15 protein-coding genes are annotated in these 14,306 nt (G+C 68.2%); 8 read left to right on the forward strand and 7 right to left on the reverse strand.

Annotated elements, in window-relative coordinates; all coding sequences use genetic code 11:
- Positions 1-72 precede the first annotated feature (72 nt).
- Positions 73-273 carry a hypothetical protein gene (locus BACI71_RS12255; RefSeq protein ID WP_159758995.1) on the forward strand — a complete coding sequence of 67 codons (201 nt, stop codon included), beginning with the start codon at positions 73-75 and terminating at the stop codon, positions 271-273.
- A gap of 257 nt (positions 274-530) precedes the next feature.
- Here the strand turns inward: BACI71_RS12255 and BACI71_RS12260 are convergent, their stop codons facing one another.
- From BACI71_RS12260 to gatC, 4 genes are read right to left on the reverse strand one after another with little or no spacing between them, the layout of a single operon-like run.
- On the reverse strand, positions 531-869 hold the full coding sequence (locus tag BACI71_RS12260; RefSeq protein WP_236552972.1) for a GFA family protein: 339 nt from the start codon (positions 867-869) through the stop codon (positions 531-533).
- The gene (gene gatB / locus BACI71_RS12265; protein WP_159758997.1) at positions 866-2,329 is read right to left on the reverse strand and encodes an Asp-tRNA(Asn)/Glu-tRNA(Gln) amidotransferase subunit GatB; all 1,464 of its coding nucleotides are present in this window, start codon (positions 2,327-2,329) and stop codon (positions 866-868) included. The genes BACI71_RS12260 and gatB overlap by 4 nt, the downstream gene beginning before the upstream one ends.
- Before the next feature lie 12 nt (positions 2,330-2,341).
- The gene (gatA, locus tag BACI71_RS12270; RefSeq protein WP_159758999.1) at positions 2,342-3,826 is read right to left on the reverse strand and encodes an Asp-tRNA(Asn)/Glu-tRNA(Gln) amidotransferase subunit GatA; all 1,485 of its coding nucleotides are present in this window, start codon (positions 3,824-3,826) and stop codon (positions 2,342-2,344) included.
- Positions 3,826-4,113, reverse strand: coding sequence for an Asp-tRNA(Asn)/Glu-tRNA(Gln) amidotransferase subunit GatC (gene gatC, locus BACI71_RS12275; RefSeq protein ID WP_159759001.1), 288 nt, complete (start codon positions 4,111-4,113; stop codon positions 3,826-3,828). The genes gatA and gatC overlap by 1 nt, the downstream gene beginning before the upstream one ends.
- Before the next feature lie 134 nt (positions 4,114-4,247).
- Between gatC and BACI71_RS12280 the strand changes: the two genes are divergently transcribed.
- The 5 genes from BACI71_RS12280 (at position 4,248) to BACI71_RS12300 (ending at position 9,062) form a co-directional block, all read left to right on the forward strand.
- Positions 4,248-5,348, forward strand: coding sequence for a DUF3089 domain-containing protein (locus tag BACI71_RS12280; RefSeq protein ID WP_159759003.1), 1,101 nt, complete (start codon positions 4,248-4,250; stop codon positions 5,346-5,348).
- Positions 5,349-5,544: 196 nt separating this feature from the next.
- The gene (ruvX, locus tag BACI71_RS12285) at positions 5,545-6,006 is read left to right on the forward strand and encodes a Holliday junction resolvase RuvX (RefSeq protein WP_159759005.1); all 462 of its coding nucleotides are present in this window, start codon (positions 5,545-5,547) and stop codon (positions 6,004-6,006) included.
- A gap of 129 nt (positions 6,007-6,135) precedes the next feature.
- Positions 6,136-6,534: a VOC family protein gene (locus BACI71_RS12290; protein WP_159759007.1), complete on the forward strand. Its 399-nt coding sequence runs from the start codon at positions 6,136-6,138 to the stop codon at positions 6,532-6,534.
- Positions 6,535-6,855: 321 nt separating this feature from the next.
- Positions 6,856-7,845: an aspartate carbamoyltransferase catalytic subunit gene (locus tag BACI71_RS12295; protein ID WP_159759009.1), complete on the forward strand. Its 990-nt coding sequence runs from the start codon at positions 6,856-6,858 to the stop codon at positions 7,843-7,845.
- Positions 7,842-9,062, forward strand: coding sequence for a dihydroorotase (locus tag BACI71_RS12300; protein WP_159759011.1), 1,221 nt, complete (start codon positions 7,842-7,844; stop codon positions 9,060-9,062). Before BACI71_RS12295 ends, BACI71_RS12300 begins: the two co-directional genes overlap by 4 nt.
- Positions 9,063-9,097: 35 nt before the next feature.
- Here BACI71_RS12300 and BACI71_RS12305 read toward each other — a convergent pair whose 3' ends face one another.
- The 3 genes from BACI71_RS12305 to serB all read right to left on the reverse strand — a co-directional run bounded on the left by BACI71_RS12305 (position 9,098) and on the right by serB (position 11,537).
- Complete coding sequence (locus BACI71_RS12305) at positions 9,098-9,862, reverse strand: tetratricopeptide repeat protein (protein WP_159759013.1); 765 nt, start codon at positions 9,860-9,862, stop codon at positions 9,098-9,100.
- The gene (locus tag BACI71_RS12310) at positions 9,862-10,578 is read right to left on the reverse strand and encodes a ParA family protein (protein WP_159759015.1); all 717 of its coding nucleotides are present in this window, start codon (positions 10,576-10,578) and stop codon (positions 9,862-9,864) included. Before BACI71_RS12310 ends, BACI71_RS12305 begins: the two co-directional genes overlap by 1 nt.
- A gap of 77 nt (positions 10,579-10,655) precedes the next feature.
- Positions 10,656-11,537 carry a phosphoserine phosphatase SerB gene (gene serB, locus BACI71_RS12315; RefSeq protein WP_159759017.1) on the reverse strand — a complete coding sequence of 294 codons (882 nt, stop codon included), beginning with the start codon at positions 11,535-11,537 and terminating at the stop codon, positions 10,656-10,658.
- Between serB and miaA the strand changes: the two genes are divergently transcribed.
- Both miaA and ilvB read left to right on the forward strand, forming a co-directional pair.
- Positions 11,536-12,450 (forward strand): tRNA (adenosine(37)-N6)-dimethylallyltransferase MiaA, encoded by a 915-nt coding sequence (gene miaA / locus BACI71_RS12320; protein WP_159759019.1) that lies wholly within the window; start codon positions 11,536-11,538, stop codon positions 12,448-12,450. The two genes, serB and miaA, sit on opposite strands and share 2 nt — an antisense overlap.
- A 63-nt stretch (positions 12,451-12,513) precedes the next feature.
- On the forward strand, positions 12,514-14,304 hold the full coding sequence (ilvB, locus tag BACI71_RS12325; protein WP_201297365.1) for a biosynthetic-type acetolactate synthase large subunit: 1,791 nt from the start codon (positions 12,514-12,516) through the stop codon (positions 14,302-14,304).
- The last annotated feature ends 2 nt before the right edge of the window (positions 14,305-14,306 follow it).

Raw genomic sequence — 14,306 nt, forward strand, 5'->3', positions numbered from 1 at the left:
GGCCCGGACATTGACGTCCCGGCCCCCGGTACGCCGGGACCCTCGACTCCCAGCATCTGAAAGGCCGAGCGCATGACAGAGAAGACGATCGATCCGATCCCGAACCGTGACGACGAACGGCCCGACATCCAGCAGGCGGTCGAAGCGCGCAGCGATGCGGTGGCACGTGGCGAAGGCGGCAAGGAGCCGGCACGCTTCACTGATACCGGCGAGTTCGACGGAAACAGCGGCACCGGCGGCGAGGTCAAGAATCAGGACCTGACGCAGCAATAGCGCACCGCTTCAGCGGTCTCGCGCCCGCATCTGACCGCGATACTCTTACGTCGCCCCGGACTTGATCCGGGGCCCCGCTTCTTCTGCGCACTCAGGCAAGAAGAAGCGGGATCCCGGATCAGGTCCGGGATGACGAGAGAGTACGGTGGCCCGGTCACTATCGATCTTCACGACTGGGCGCCTTCAGTCTTCGTGCGAGATGCCCTCGCCTTCGATCCTGAGCCACGGCTGCTTGTACTGTTCGAACACCGATACCGTCAGGGATGAAGTTCCACGTCGTTCGCATCGTCCGCGAACGCGCCGATCGGGATTGCGATCAGCCCGTCCAGACCCTCGTTCGTATAGGCGATCGTTCCACCGCACTCGCCGCACCAGCGATACCAGGCGTGGCGACCGCTTTCCGCAACCCGTTCCCAGACGCGAAAAGCGCCCGCGATCGTCACCTTGTCGATCGGAAAGCGCGCCTGCGCCGAGAACGGTCCGCCGGTGCGCCGCTGGCAGGCCCGGCAGTGACACGCCGATACGCGAACCGGCGCGCCGAAGCAGGTCGCGGTCAGCTGACCACACCGGCAATGCGCGTGCCGCGCAATCGTCACCCCAGCGCCTTCTTCAGCAAATCGTTGACAACGGCCGGGTTGGCCTTGCCGCCCATCGCCTTCATCGTCTGGCCGACGAAGAAGCCGAACAGCGCGACCTTGCCGCCGCGGTACTGCTCGAGCTGGCCGGGATTCTTCGCGAGGACGTCGGCGATCACCGCCTCGATCGCGCCCGTGTCGCTGGTCTGCTTGAGCCCGCGCTCCTCGACGATCTTGCCGGGCGCGTCGCCGGTTTCCAGCATCGCCTCGAACACCTGCTTGGCGAGGCTGCCCGACAGCGTGCCGTCGGCAACCAGCGCGAGCAACTCGGCGGCCTGACCGGGCGTGACCGGGCTGTCGCCGATCGACTTGCCCAATCGATTGAGCGCGCCGAATAATTCGCTGCTGACCCAATTGGCGGCGGCAACGGGCTTCGCACCGGCATCGAGCAGCGCGTCGAACCAGCGCGCACTTTCGACCTCGCCGGTCAGCACCTGCGCATTGTACGGCGTGATCCCGAGCGCTTCGTAGCGGGCGCGCTTGGCGTCGGGCAGCTCGGGCAGGCTGGCGCGGCATTCATCGAGGAACGCTTCGTCGAGTTCGAGCGGAAGCAGATCGGGATCGGGGAAGTAGCGGTAATCGTGCGCATCTTCCTTCGAGCGCATCGACCGCGTCGTGCCGCTGTCCGGGTTGAACAGCCGCGTCTCCTGCACGATCGTGCCGCCGGCCTCGATCACCTCAACCTGCCGCGCCGCCTCATGTTCGATCGCCTGCATCACAAAGCGGATCGAGTTGACGTTCTTGGTCTCGGTACGGGTGCCGAATTCGTCGCCCGGCTTGCGAACCGAGACGTTGACGTCGGCGCGCATCGAGCCCTGGTCCATATTGCCGTCGCACGATCCGACATAGCGCAGGATCGAGCGCAGCTTGGTCAGATACGCCCCCGCCTCGGCGGGCGAGCGCATGTCGGGACGGCTGACGATTTCCATCAGCGCGACGCCCGAACGGTTGAGGTCGACATAGGAGCGCGTCGGATGCTGGTCGTGCATCAGCTTGCCCGCATCCTGCTCGACGTGGATGCGCTCGACGCCGATCGTCTTGGTGTCGTCACCAATCTCGATGTCGACCGCACCCTCTCCAACGATAGGATGATAAAGCTGCGAGATCTGATAGCCCTGCGGCAGATCGGCGTAGAAGTAGTTCTTTCGGTCGAACCGCGACCATTTGTTGATCTGCGCGTCAATCGCCATGCCGGTGCGCACCGCCTGACGGATGCACTCGCGGTTTGGGACCGGCAGCATGCCGGGCATTGCGGCGTCGACCAGCGAGACCTGCGTGTTCGGCTCGGCACCGAAGGTGGTGGCCGCGCCGGAGAACAATTTGGCGTTCGACGTCACCTGCGCATGGACTTCGAGGCCGATCACGACCTCCCATTCGCCGGTGGCGCCCTTGATGCGGAACGGGGTGGATGCGTCAGCCATGATTCGTCTTTCTTACCACCACTTAGCCGGGCGCGCCGTGAAGCCCGCGCGTTCCTCGATCGCCAGCGCGGCGTTGAGGACGCCCTGTTCGTCGAGCGGTTTGCCGATGATCTGAAGCCCGAGCGGCAGCCCCGACGCATCCAAACCACCCGGCACGCTCATCGCAGGCAAGCCGGCGAGGCTGGAGGGGACGGTGAATACGTCGTTGAGATACATGGCCAAAGGATCGGCTGACTTCTCGCCGAGCGCGAACGCTGCCGACGGCGCGGTCGGGGTGAGCAGCACGTCGCAGACCTCCCACGCCCGCTCGAAATCGCACGCGATCAACGTGCGGACCTTTTGCGCCTGCGTATAATAAGCGTCGTAGAAGCCGGCGGAGAGCACGTAGGTGCCGATCAGGATGCGGCGTTTGACCTCGTCGCCGAAGCCTTCGGCGCGCGTCCGTGCGTACATCTCCTGCAAATTAGCCCCCTCGGGGAGATCGCGGAGGCCGTAACGGACCCCATCATAGCGCGCGAGGTTCGACGAAGCCTCCGCCGGTGCAATGATGTAATAGGCCGGCAGCGCGTATCTGGTGTGCGGCAGCGAGACGTCGACGATCTCGGCCCCCGCATCCTTCAGCCACACGATCCCCTGCTGCCAGAGCGCCTCGATCTCGGCGGGCATGCCGTCGACGCGATACTCCTTCGGGATGCCGACGCGCTTGCCGGCGAGCGAGCCGTTGAGCTGCGCTTCCCAGTTCGGCACGGGCAGGTCGAGCGACGTCGCGTCCTTCGCGTCGAACCCCGCCATCGCCTCCAGCATGATCGCGCAGTCGCGGACGTCGCGCGCCATTGGCCCGGCCTGATCGAGCGACGAGGCGAAGGCGATCGTCCCCCAGCGCGAGCAACGGCCGTAGGTGGGCTTGATCCCCGAGATGCCGACGAAGGCCGCCGGCTGGCGGATCGAGCCGCCGGTGTCGGTGCCGGTCGCGCCCGGTGCGACACGCGCCGCGACCGCCGAGGACGAACCGCCCGACGAGCCGCCGGGCGCGAGCGGCGCGTTGCCGCCGTCGTTGCGCCGCCACGGGCTGATGACGTTGCCGAAATAGCTGGTCTCGTTCGACGAGCCCATCGCGAACTGGTCGAGGTTCAGCTTGCCGAGCATCCCCGCGCCGGCGTTCCACAGGTTCTGCGACACCGTCGACTCATACGCGGGCGTGAAGCCTTCGAGGATGTGGCTGGCCGCGGTGGTCGGCACGCCCTTGGTGCAGAACAGGTCCTTCATCCCGATCGGCACGCCGGCCATCGGCCTCAGCGTCTCGCCCGCCGCGCGCGCCTGATCGGCGGCGTCGGCGGCGGCGAGCGCATGCTCGGGGGTTTCGACGAGGAAGGCGTTCAGCGGCTTTGCAGCGGCGACCGCGGCGTTGAACGCCTCGGCCACTTCGCGCGCCGAGAAATCGCCGTCGCGGACGCCGTTGCGGATCGCGGCGATGCCCAGATCGGTGAGTGCGGTCATTATTCGATCACCTTGGGCACAGTGAAGAAGCCATGTTCGGCCTGCGGGGCGTTGGCCAGCACCGCGTCGCGGACCCCGCCGTCGGTGACGACATCATCGCGCAGACGCAAATGGTTGGGGATCACGGCGGTCATCGGATCGACCCCGGCAGTATCGACCTCGCCCAGTTGCTCGATCCAGTCGAGGATGTTGCCGAGTTCGGGCGCGAGCCGGGCGGCTTCGTCGTCGGTGATGGCGATACGGGCGAGGCCGGCGATGCGCCTGACGGTTGCGGTGTCAACGGACATGCCGCCGCCGCTACCACCCGGCGGCACGATCTTGCAACACGCCTCGCACGGTTGCGCGACGCGCATTCCTGAGGCACCAGCTTTGCGGTTGCGGACCCGGCGCTTTTGCTGCACCGCACAATGGTGACGCTCATTTGGCCCGCAAATTCCTCTACGTCGTCGTCGCATTGATCGTGCTGGCGACTGCGGCTGCCTTTGCCTATCGCCTGTGGGGTGTCGGGATGATGCGGATGGCAATGGTGCCGGGCGAGTCGTTCCGCGACCAGAAGCTGCTGACCGCAAGGGATTATGCGCCGGATTCGATGTGGCTGGCGCGCCCGGCGCTCGCGCGCAATCCGGCCTTGTGGACCCCGCCCGGCTATACGCCGCGCAAGGCCCCCGGCGGCGCGGCGGTGTTCTTCATCCACCCGACCTCGTACCTCAATCGCGCGCACTGGAACGCGCCGTTGACCGATGAGGAGGCGAACAACCGCGCCGCGCTGTTCCTGCGCGGTCAGGCGAGCGCGTTCAACGAGGCGGGCGAGATCTGGGCGCCGCGTTACCGGCAGGCGACGTTCGGCGCGTTCCTGACCGATCAGCGCGCCGCCGAACAGGCGCTGGCGCTGGCATATGGCGACATCCTCGCCGCCTTCGACGCCTTTCTGGCCGAGGCCGGGCCGACGCGCCCGATCATCCTGGCCGGGCACAGTCAGGGCGGGCTGCACCTGACGCATCTGCTCAAGGACCGGGTTGCGGGCACCCCGCTGGCGAAGCGGATCGTCGCGGCCTATGTCGTCGGCTGGCCGGTGTCGGTGAGCAACGATCTGCCGGCGCTGGGGCTGCCGGCGTGCGAGCGCGCCGACCAGCGTGGGTGCATCTTGTCGTGGCAGACGTTTGCCGAGCCGGCCGATCCGTCGCTGATCCTCGACAATTACGATCGCTCGACCGGGTTCGACGGCAAGCCGCGCCGCGGTACGCAGATGCTGTGCACGAACCCGCTGACCGGCACACCGAACGCCGTCGCGCCGTCGAGCGCCAATCTGGGCACCCTGTTCCCCAATGCGGCGATGAGCGAGGCGCGGATCGAGGCGGGGCGGATCGGCGCGAAGTGCGGCGGGCGCGGGCTGCTGCTGATCGGCTCTCCGCCCGACGTCGGACCGTATACGCTGCCCGGCAACAATTATCATGTGTATGATTACAGCCTGTTCTGGGCGAACGTCCGCGCGGATGCGGTGCGGCGGCTGGCGGCGGGGTGATGTGGCGTGATCTGCAACGTCCACGCTTCGTGCCGCCTGAGCTTGTCAAAGGGCGGGTTCGCCGGGGCACGTGCTTCGACAGGCTCAGCACAAACGGGTTCATCCGTCATTGCGAGCGTAGCGAAGCAATCCAGAGCCGGACCAGGACGCTCTGGATTGCTTCGCTACGCTCGCAATGACGGGGGAGTTGCCTTCGATGATCGTCATTGAAGCGGCGGCGTTTCGCGCCATGCTGCCGGAGGGCGGGCGGCTGCTCGGGCTCGACGTCGGGACCAAGACGGTCGGCACCGCGCTGTGCGATGCGGAGTGGAGCTTCGCGAGCCCGGCGCAATTGATCCGGCGCGCGAAGTTCACCGTCGACAAGGCGGCGCTGGTCGCACTGTCGGAGGCGCAGCAGGTGCGCGGCTGGGTGATCGGGCTGCCGCTGAATCTCGATGGCAGCGAAAGCCCACGCAGCCAGTCGACGCGGGCGTTCGCGCGCAATTGTCGCGACACCGGGCTGCCGATCCTGCTGTGGGACGAGCGCTGGTCGACGGTGGCGGCGGAGCGCGCCTTGATCGAGCAGGACTTCAGCCGGGCGAAGCGGGCGGAGCGGATCGATAATCATGCCGCGGCGCATATCCTGCAAGCAGCGATTGATGCGCTGGTGGCGGTTTGATGCGACGAACCGTCCGCTAACGCCCAGTAGCGGACGATTCGAGAGCCCGGGAGTGAACGCTGGTTTTGTACCGGCTAGGTGAGACCGATTGAGGCGCTCGGATGTCGATCAGCCTTCAGGAGAGTAAGCGTGCTTTTTCACACCATGGTCGGATCGAACGACATTGAACGGTCCAAGCGCTTCTACGAAACGGTGCTCGGCACCTTGGGTGCAGGGGAAGGGAAGCGGAACATCGCCGACAGCGGCCATACACGTCTAATCTACAATAACGGCAACGGGACGAACTTCATCGTCAGCCAGCCGATCAACGACGAACCGGCAAGCGTCGCCAACGGCAGCACCGTCGCCTTTTCCTGCGACTCGCCCGAGCAGGTGAAGCAGCTTCACGACACCGCCATTGCCGCTGGCGGCACCTCGATCGAAGCTCCGCCCGGACCACGCGAAACTGCCTCCATGGGCACCATCGAACTGGCCTATTTTCGTGACCCTGACGGTAACAAACTGTGTGGAATTCATTTTCCTGCCTGATCCGTCCGGTACGGCTCCGCTGTTGACCTTGGCGGACCTCGATCATGCAATCGCGCGAATGTCCGCTAACCACCATAATCGAACATCGCGAGTAGTGCGTTTCGGGGTTTGTGGACGCCCTTGAGTCGGCGAGCAGGCACCAGTAAACCATCGGGTCGCGCAGCGCACGCGAAGCGGCGCAGCCATTGTCGAGAGATCATCGCAGTTTCGCTCATGTCTCCCGTCAGGCAGCGGCGCCATCGTCTCTGCGGCCTTTGCGTGCTCCGCGCGAACCCACGCCGACTTGCCCCCTCCCCGCTCCGCCATTAGGCAGCGGCTTCGATGAACCAGTCGGACCACCGCCCCGCCACGCTGATCCCCGGAGGCGCGGTGTTTCCGCACCGCCACCTGACCGGGATCGAAGGCCTAGAGCCGCACGAAATCACCTTCCTGCTCGACGAGGCGGAGACCTGGGTCGAGGCGAACCGCACCCGCGCCGCGCCCGATCAGCGGCTGGCGGGCTTCACGCAGATCAACGCCTTTTTCGAGAACAGCACGCGCACGCTGCTGAGCTTCGAGATCGCGGGCAAGCGGCTCGGCGCCGATGTCGTCAACATGCATGCCGCGCAGTCGAGCGTGAAGAAGGGCGAGACGCTGATCGACACCGCGATGACGCTGAACGCGATGCGCGCGGACGTGATCGTGATCCGGCATATGTCGAGCGGCGCGGTGCGGCTGATCGCGGACAAGGTCGATTGCCCGGTGCTCAACGCCGGGGACGGGCGGCACGAGCATCCGACGCAGGCGCTGCTCGACGCGCTCACGATCCGGCGGCGGCTGGGGGGAATCGCGAACAAGCGCGTCGTGATCTGCGGCGACCTGCTCCACAGCCGCGTCGCGCGCTCGAACATCCTCGCGCTGACCGCGCTGGCCGCCGAGGTGCGGGTCTGTGCGCCGTCGACGTTGATGCCGCCCGCGATCGAACGGTTCGGCGCGACCGCCTTCACCGACTTCGACAAGGCGATCGAGGGCGCGGACGTGGTGATGATGCTGCGGCTGCAGACCGAGCGCATGGCGGGCGGCTATGTCCCCTCCACGCGCGAATATTATCTCCGCTACGGGCTGACGCTCGAGCGATTGAACGCGCGCGCGCCGGGCGCGCTGGTGATGCATCCCGGGCCGATGAACCGCGGGGTGGAAATCGATTCGGCGGTGGCCGACCATGTCGAGCAATCGGCGATCACGGAGCAGGTGCAGATGGGCGTGGCGGTGCGGATGGCCTGTCTGGATGTGCTGACACGGCGTGCGCGCAAGGTGGAGGGCTGGGCATGACGCAGGCGCTGCACCTGACCAATGCGCGGCTGGTCTGCCCGGCCGGCGGCGAGCGCGACGGCGAGTTATTGATCGTCGACGGCACGATCGTTTCGGGCGAGGCGCCGAGCCATGCCGAGCGCATCGATTGTCGCGGCAGGTTGCTCGCGCCTGGCATCATCGACGTCGGCGTGGCGCGGATCGATCGCGCGGCGGCGCGCGCCGGCGGCGTGGTGCGGGTCGCGCCGATGCCCGATCAGGTGCCGGTGCTCGACGAGCCGGGCGCGGTGCAGCGGCTCGCGCTGATCGGGCGGCCCGATCTGTGGATCCATCCGATCGCGGCGGCGACGCGCGGGCTGGCGGGCAAGGACCTCGCCGAGATGGCGATCTGTTTGTCGGCGGGCGCGCGCGCCGTCGGAACCGGGCGCGGCTGGATCGCTGACTCGGGCGTGATGCACCGCGTACTGATGTATGCGCGCGATCTTGATGTGGTGGTCGTCTCGCATGCCGAGGACGGCGGGCTGGCGGCGGGCGCGGTGGCGACCGAGGGCGAGACCGCGACGCGGCTCGGGCTGCCGTCCGCGCCGGCGCTTGCCGAGCCGCTGGCGATAGCGCGCGACCTGATGCTGGCGGAGGAGACCGGCGCGCGGTTGCACCTGCGTTGCGTCACCACTGCGGCGGGGTTCGCCTTGGTGCGCGCGGCCAAGGCGCGCGGGGTGCGGGTGACGTGCGGCGTCACGCCCGCCTATCTGTTACTCAGCGACAATGCGATGAGCGATTTCCGCACCTTCGCGCATCTCTCCCCGCCGCTGCGCAGCGAGGACGATCGCAAGGCAGCGCTGGCGGCGCTGGCGGACGGGACGATCGACCTGCTGTGTTCGGGGCATGATCCGCGCGGGCCGGAGGAAAAGCGCCTGCCGTTCGCCGACGCCAGCGCGGGGGCGGCGGATGCGGCGACGCTGCTGCCGCTGGCCTTGGGGCTGGCGCGCGACGGGCGCGTGACGCTGCCGCAGCTGTTTGCACTGTTGGCGACCGGACCGGCGGCGTTGCTCGGGCTGGAGACGGGCACGCTGGCGGCGGGGATGCCGGGCGACGTGATCCTGATCGACGAGAGCGCGCCGTGGCAGATCGACGCCGACCGGTTGCCGGGCAAGGCGGGCAATACGCCGTTTGACGGGTTGCCGGTGCAGGGGCGTGTCACCGCGATGTGGAAGGGTGGCCGCGCGATCGCGGGGTAGCGTCGCCCGGGCGCTGTTCCGGGGTGACGGGACGATCAGCGCGCCGCGACTGCCACCGTCGTGGGGTCAGCGCGGCGGAGCGCGAGCGCCTCGGGCTGGCCGGGGTCGTTCGCGGGGATGATCCTGAGCAGTGCGGCAACCTGCTCCGCCGCGGCTTGCGGGCGGGCGAAACGCATCCAGCCGAGCATCCGTTCGCGCGCCTGCGCCGGCGGCAGGTCGAGCCCGACGAGGAAGAAGGCGTCCGGCCATTCGCCGGCCAGTGCAAGCGCCAGCGCGAGGTTCTGCCGGGTGCGCGCATCGGCACCGGGAACGCGCATCGCCGCCATCAACACCTCGACGCCCTGCCCCGGCTGTCCGGCCAACGCCAGCGCCAGCCCGCGATCGGCAGCCGGGATAAGCGCGGCGTAGCGCGATAGCGTCGCCTGTGCGGCATCGTGCTGCCCGCTCGCGATCTGCGCGAGCACGAGGTGGAGCGCGGTGGCGCCGTCCGCCTGTCGCAGTGCGAGCGCGTCGTCGAACGCCTGCGCCGCCGAACGGAAGCGACCAGCGCGCAGGTACGCGGTGCCGAGCAGCACGCGGCGGTCGCCGTCGCTGCCGTCGTGCATAACGGCCTGTTCGGCGCGGGCGACCGCCACTGGCCAGCGGCGCTGGCGGAGCGCGCGCTCGGCGGCCACCTCATCGGCCGCGCCGGCATCGGCGACGACAGGGGCGCGGCCGAAATCGAAATGCCAGACGCTGCAGCCGGCCAGCGACAGCGCGGCGGCGACGATCGTCGCGAGGCGGGACAGACCGGCGCTCATCAGGTCAACACCCGGCGGCCGAAGCTGTGCGCGGTCGCACGCACCGCGCCATAGCCGCCACCGGGCGTGCTGGTCGTGAAGACGGTACGCCGGAAATTCTTTTCCAGCCGGTCGAAGACCTGCGTCCAGAGCGCGACGATCTCGCCGGCGGCAGCCCCGTCCGGGTCGGTTTCGATCACGGTGCGACCATCCGCCATCGCCGTCGCAAATTCGGTGTGCTGGTGGAGGGTGACCGCGGCGACCGTGCCGTGCTGCGACAGGGCGATGGCGGTGTCGGCGGTGATCGCGGCGCCCGCAATCGCGGCGTTGACGACGAACAGCAACGGCTTGCCCGAGCGTTCGCAGAGCTCGACGGTACCGCCGACCGCATGGAGATCGTGCGGGCTGGGGCGCGTCGGCACGACGATCAGCTCGGCGAGGTGGATCGCCGCCTGGATCGCGACGGTCAGCGCCGGCGGCGTGTCGATCACCACCAGCCGCACGCCCTGCTCACGCAGCGCGTCGAGATCCGGCGCGAGGCGGGTGACGCCGGTGGCGGAAAAGGAGGGCGACGGCGCGGTACGCGCGGCGGCCCATGGCGCGAGCGTACCGTGCGGGTCGAGGTCGAGCAGCGCGACCGGCCCGAGGCCGGCGCGTTCCGCCTGCACCGCCAGATGCCCGGCAAGCGTCGTCTTGCCCGACCCGCCCTTCTGCGATGCGACCGCGAGTACGCGCATGTTGGCTGCCGATGTCCCCGTTGATCCGTGCGGCTGCTTGCCACGCGGATGGTGGAGGAAGCGTTAATGCCGTTCGATCAGATACTTGCCCATTCAGCGCGCGGGACGCCCTGTGCCCAGAGCAGCGCGCTCAGGTCGCCGTGCTCGATCCGCGCCGCCGCCGCCGCGGCGACGATCGGCTTGGCGTGGTAAGCGACGCCCAGCCCGGCGACCTCGATCATCGCCAGATCGTTCGCCCCGTCGCCGACCGCGAGCGTCGCCGCGTCCGCGAGCCCGAGCGCCGCGCGGGTTTCCAGCAGCGTCTCGCGCTTGGTGGCGGCGCCGACGATCGGGCGCGCGACGGTGCCCGACAGCATCGCACCGTCGATCTCCAGCACGTTGGCGATCGCGCGGTCGAAGCCGATTTCGGCGGCAACCGGTTCGGCGAAGCGCGTGAAGCCGCCCGACACCAGCACTGCGCTCGCCCCCCACCCGCGCATCGTGCGGACCAGCGCGCGCGCGCCGGGCATCAACTGCACGCGCTCGGCGCGGCAGGTGTCGATGACCGCAGCGTCGAGCCCCCTGAGCAACGCGACGCGCGCGTCGAGCGCGGCCTCGAAATCCAGCTCTCCACGCATCGCCGCTTCCGTGATCGCGGCGATCTTCGGCTTGAGCCCGGCGTAATCGGCGAGTTCGTCGATGCACTCGACGGTGATCATCGTCGAATCCATATCGGCGACGAGCAGCATCTTGCGGCGACCGTCGCGCGGCTGGACAATGATATCGACGCGGTCGAACACGCCCTCGAGCGCGGCGCGCGCGTCGGCGGGGGCCAGCTCGAACTGCCAGTCGGCGGCGTCGCCCTCGTCAATCCATGCCAGCGTCGTCGGCGCACAGCCGGCCGCGGCGAGGCGATCGTGCGCCTCGGCCATGATGTTGGGCGTCAGCCGCCCTGCTGCTATCAGCGTCGCCGTGAACATGCCTAACCCCGCAAAGCCAAGGCTGGCGCTCATCGCAGGGCCGACCGCCAGCGGCAAGAGCGCGCTGGCGGTCGAGCTGGCGGAGCGGATCGGCGGGACGGTGATCAACGCCGACGCCAGCCAGGTCTATCGCGACCTGCGCGTGCTGTCGGCGCGCCCCTCCCCCGCCGACGAGGCGCGCGTGCCGCATCGGCTGTTCGGTTATGTCGATGGCGCGGAGGCGTGTTCGGCGGCGCGCTGGGCGGCGGACGCGGCGGCGGAAGTGCGGCGCGTTCATTCGGCCGGCGGCGTGCCGGTGCTGGTCGGCGGGACCGGGCTGTACCTGCGCACCCTGCTCGACGGGATCGCGCCGGTGCCGGAGATCGACGCCAACGTGCGTGCCGCGGTGCGCGCGCTGCCGGTCGCGGAGGCTCACGCAGCCCTCTCGCGCGAGGACCCGGAGGCGGCGGCGCGGCTCAACGCGCGCGACACGACGCGCGTCGCGCGTGCGTTGGAAGTCGTGCGGTCGACGGGGCGGACGCTGGCCGCGTGGCAGGCAGCGCGGTGCGGCGGAATCGGGGACACGGTCGACGTGCGCGGGCTGGTGCTGTTGCCTGGTCGTGAGACGCTGATGACGCGCTGCGACGCGCGGCTGGTGCAGATGTTTGACGAAGGTGGAGTCGACGAGGTCGCCACGCTGCTCGCGCGCACCGACGTGCCCGCCGACGCGCCGGTGCGGCGTGCGATCGGCGTGCCCGAAATCGCCGCCATGCTGTCGGGTACGCTGTCACGCGATGACGCTCTGGCGGCGGCGCAACTCGCCACGCGGCGCTATGCCAAGCGGCAATATACGTGGTTTCGCAATCAGTTGCCCCGGGAGTGGCAATGCTGCACCGCGCCAAATTCGCAATTTTATTTCTCCAATAGCGGTTGACGCGTAACTTTCTATGCCGTAGCGCCCCCGGAGCCGGCAGGCTAAGACGCTTGCCCTTTCCCAATGAGGAGACGTGACGTGACCGAGAAGAGCGGAGCAGACATCCTGGTCGAGGCGCTGTGCGATCTCGGCGTGGAGGTCGTGTTCGGCTATCCGGGCGGTGCCGTCCTGCCGATCTACGACGCCTTGTTCCGGAATTCGGTCGAGAAGGGTGGGCGCATTCGCCACATTCTCGTGCGTCACGAACAGGCTGCGACCCATGCGGCGGAAGGCTATGCGCGCTCGACCGGCAAGCCCGGCGTCGTGCTCGTCACCTCCGGTCCCGGCGCGACCAATGCGGTCACCGGGATCACCGACGCGCTGCTCGATTCGATCCCGATGGTGGTCATCACCGGGCAGGTGCCGACCGCGCTGATCGGCTCGGACGCGTTCCAGGAAGCCGACACGGTCGGCATCACGCGTCACTGCTCGAAGCACAATTACCTCGTGAAGGATCCGGCACGGCTCGGCGCGGTGATCCACGAGGCGTTCCATATCGCGACCTCGGGCCGCCCGGGTCCGGTCGTGGTCGATATTCCCAAGGACGTGCAGGTTGCGACCGCCGGCTATGCGAAACCCGGCCCGATCCAGCACAAGACCTATCGCCCGCAGATCAAGGCCGATCGCGCCGCGATCGAGCAGGTCGTCGACATGCTGGCGGCGGCGGAGCGCCCGGTGCTCTATACCGGCGGCGGGGTCATCAACTCCGGCCCGGCGGCATCGCAACTGCTGCAGGAGCTGGTAAAGATCACCGGCGCGCCGGTCACCTCGACGCTGATGGGGCTGGGTGCCTATCCCGCGAGCGGGCCGCAATGGCTCGGGATGCTGGGGATGCACGGTACCTATGAAGCCAATATGGCGATGAACCAGGCCGATCTGGTCGTCGCGATCGGCTCGCGCTTCGACGATCGGGTTACCGGGCGGCTCGACGCTTTCTCGCCCAACAGCCGCAAGGTGCATATCGACATCGACCGGTCGAGCATCAACAAGACGGTGCGGATCGACCTGCCGATCGTTGCCGATGCCGGCCACGCGATGCAGGACATGATCCACGTCTGGAAGGCGCGCCAGCATCCGAAGCCCGACATTGCCGAATGGCAGCGGCGGATCGAGGGCTGGCGGGCGCGCAAGTGCCTCGACTTCCCGGAGACCGGGCCGAACGAGAACAAGGGCGAGATCATGCCGCAGCGCGCCGTCCGTGCGCTGTATGACGCCACGCACCATCGCCAGCCGATCATCACCACCGAGGTCGGGCAGCACCAGATGTGGGCCGCGCAGCATTTCGGGTTCGATCTGCCGAACAAGTGGCTGACGAGCGGTGGGCTCGGTACGATGGGCTATGGCCTGCCCGCGGCGATCGGCGCGCAGCTCGGCAACCCCAATGCTTTGGTCATCGACATCGCGGGCGAAGCCTCGATCCAGATGAACATTCAGGAGCTGGCGACGGCATCGCAATATCGCCTGCCGGTGAAGGTGTTCATCCTCAACAACGAATATATGGGGATGGTCCGCCAGTGGCAGGAGTTGACCTATGAGAGCCGCTATGCCGAGAGCTATTCGGACTCGCTGCCCGATTTCGTGAAGCTGGCCGAGGCTTACGGCTGGAAGGGTATCCGCATCGAGCGGCCCGACCAGCTTGAGGACGGGATCGCCGCGATGCTCGCGCATGATGGCCCGGTGATGGTGGATTGCATGGTGGCCAAGCTCGCCAATTGCTTCCCGATGATCCCGAGCGGCGCGGCGCATACCGACATGATCCTGCAGGCCAATGAGGTCAGCGGGACGATGGACGACGAGGCCAAGGCGCTGGTTTGATC

The organism is Sphingomonas sp. 8AM (genome assembly GCF_902506455.1).
Lineage (GTDB): Bacteria > Pseudomonadota > Alphaproteobacteria > Sphingomonadales > Sphingomonadaceae > Sphingomonas.

Coding starts and splice junctions, on each gene's coding strand:
- BACI71_RS12255 (WP_159758995.1), top strand. CDS start 73: ATGACAGAGAAGACGATCGATCCGATCCCGAACCGTGACGACGAACGG.
- gatB (WP_159758997.1), bottom strand. CDS start 2,329: ATGGCTGACGCATCCACCCCGTTCCGCATCAAGGGCGCCACCGGCGAA.
- gatA (WP_159758999.1), bottom strand. CDS start 3,826: ATGACCGCACTCACCGATCTGGGCATCGCCGCGATCCGCAACGGCGTC.
- gatC (WP_159759001.1), bottom strand. CDS start 4,113: ATGTCCGTTGACACCGCAACCGTCAGGCGCATCGCCGGCCTCGCCCGT.
- ruvX (WP_159759005.1), top strand. CDS start 5,545: ATGATCGTCATTGAAGCGGCGGCGTTTCGCGCCATGCTGCCGGAGGGC.
- BACI71_RS12295 (WP_159759009.1), top strand. CDS start 6,856: ATGAACCAGTCGGACCACCGCCCCGCCACGCTGATCCCCGGAGGCGCG.
- BACI71_RS12300 (WP_159759011.1), top strand. CDS start 7,842: ATGACGCAGGCGCTGCACCTGACCAATGCGCGGCTGGTCTGCCCGGCC.
- BACI71_RS12305 (WP_159759013.1), bottom strand. CDS start 9,862: ATGAGCGCCGGTCTGTCCCGCCTCGCGACGATCGTCGCCGCCGCGCTG.
- BACI71_RS12310 (WP_159759015.1), bottom strand. CDS start 10,578: ATGCGCGTACTCGCGGTCGCATCGCAGAAGGGCGGGTCGGGCAAGACG.
- miaA (WP_159759019.1), top strand. CDS start 11,536: ATGCCTAACCCCGCAAAGCCAAGGCTGGCGCTCATCGCAGGGCCGACC.
- serB (WP_159759017.1), bottom strand. CDS start 11,537: ATGTTCACGGCGACGCTGATAGCAGCAGGGCGGCTGACGCCCAACATC.
- ilvB (WP_201297365.1), top strand. CDS start 12,514: ATGAGGAGACGTGACGTGACCGAGAAGAGCGGAGCAGACATCCTGGTC.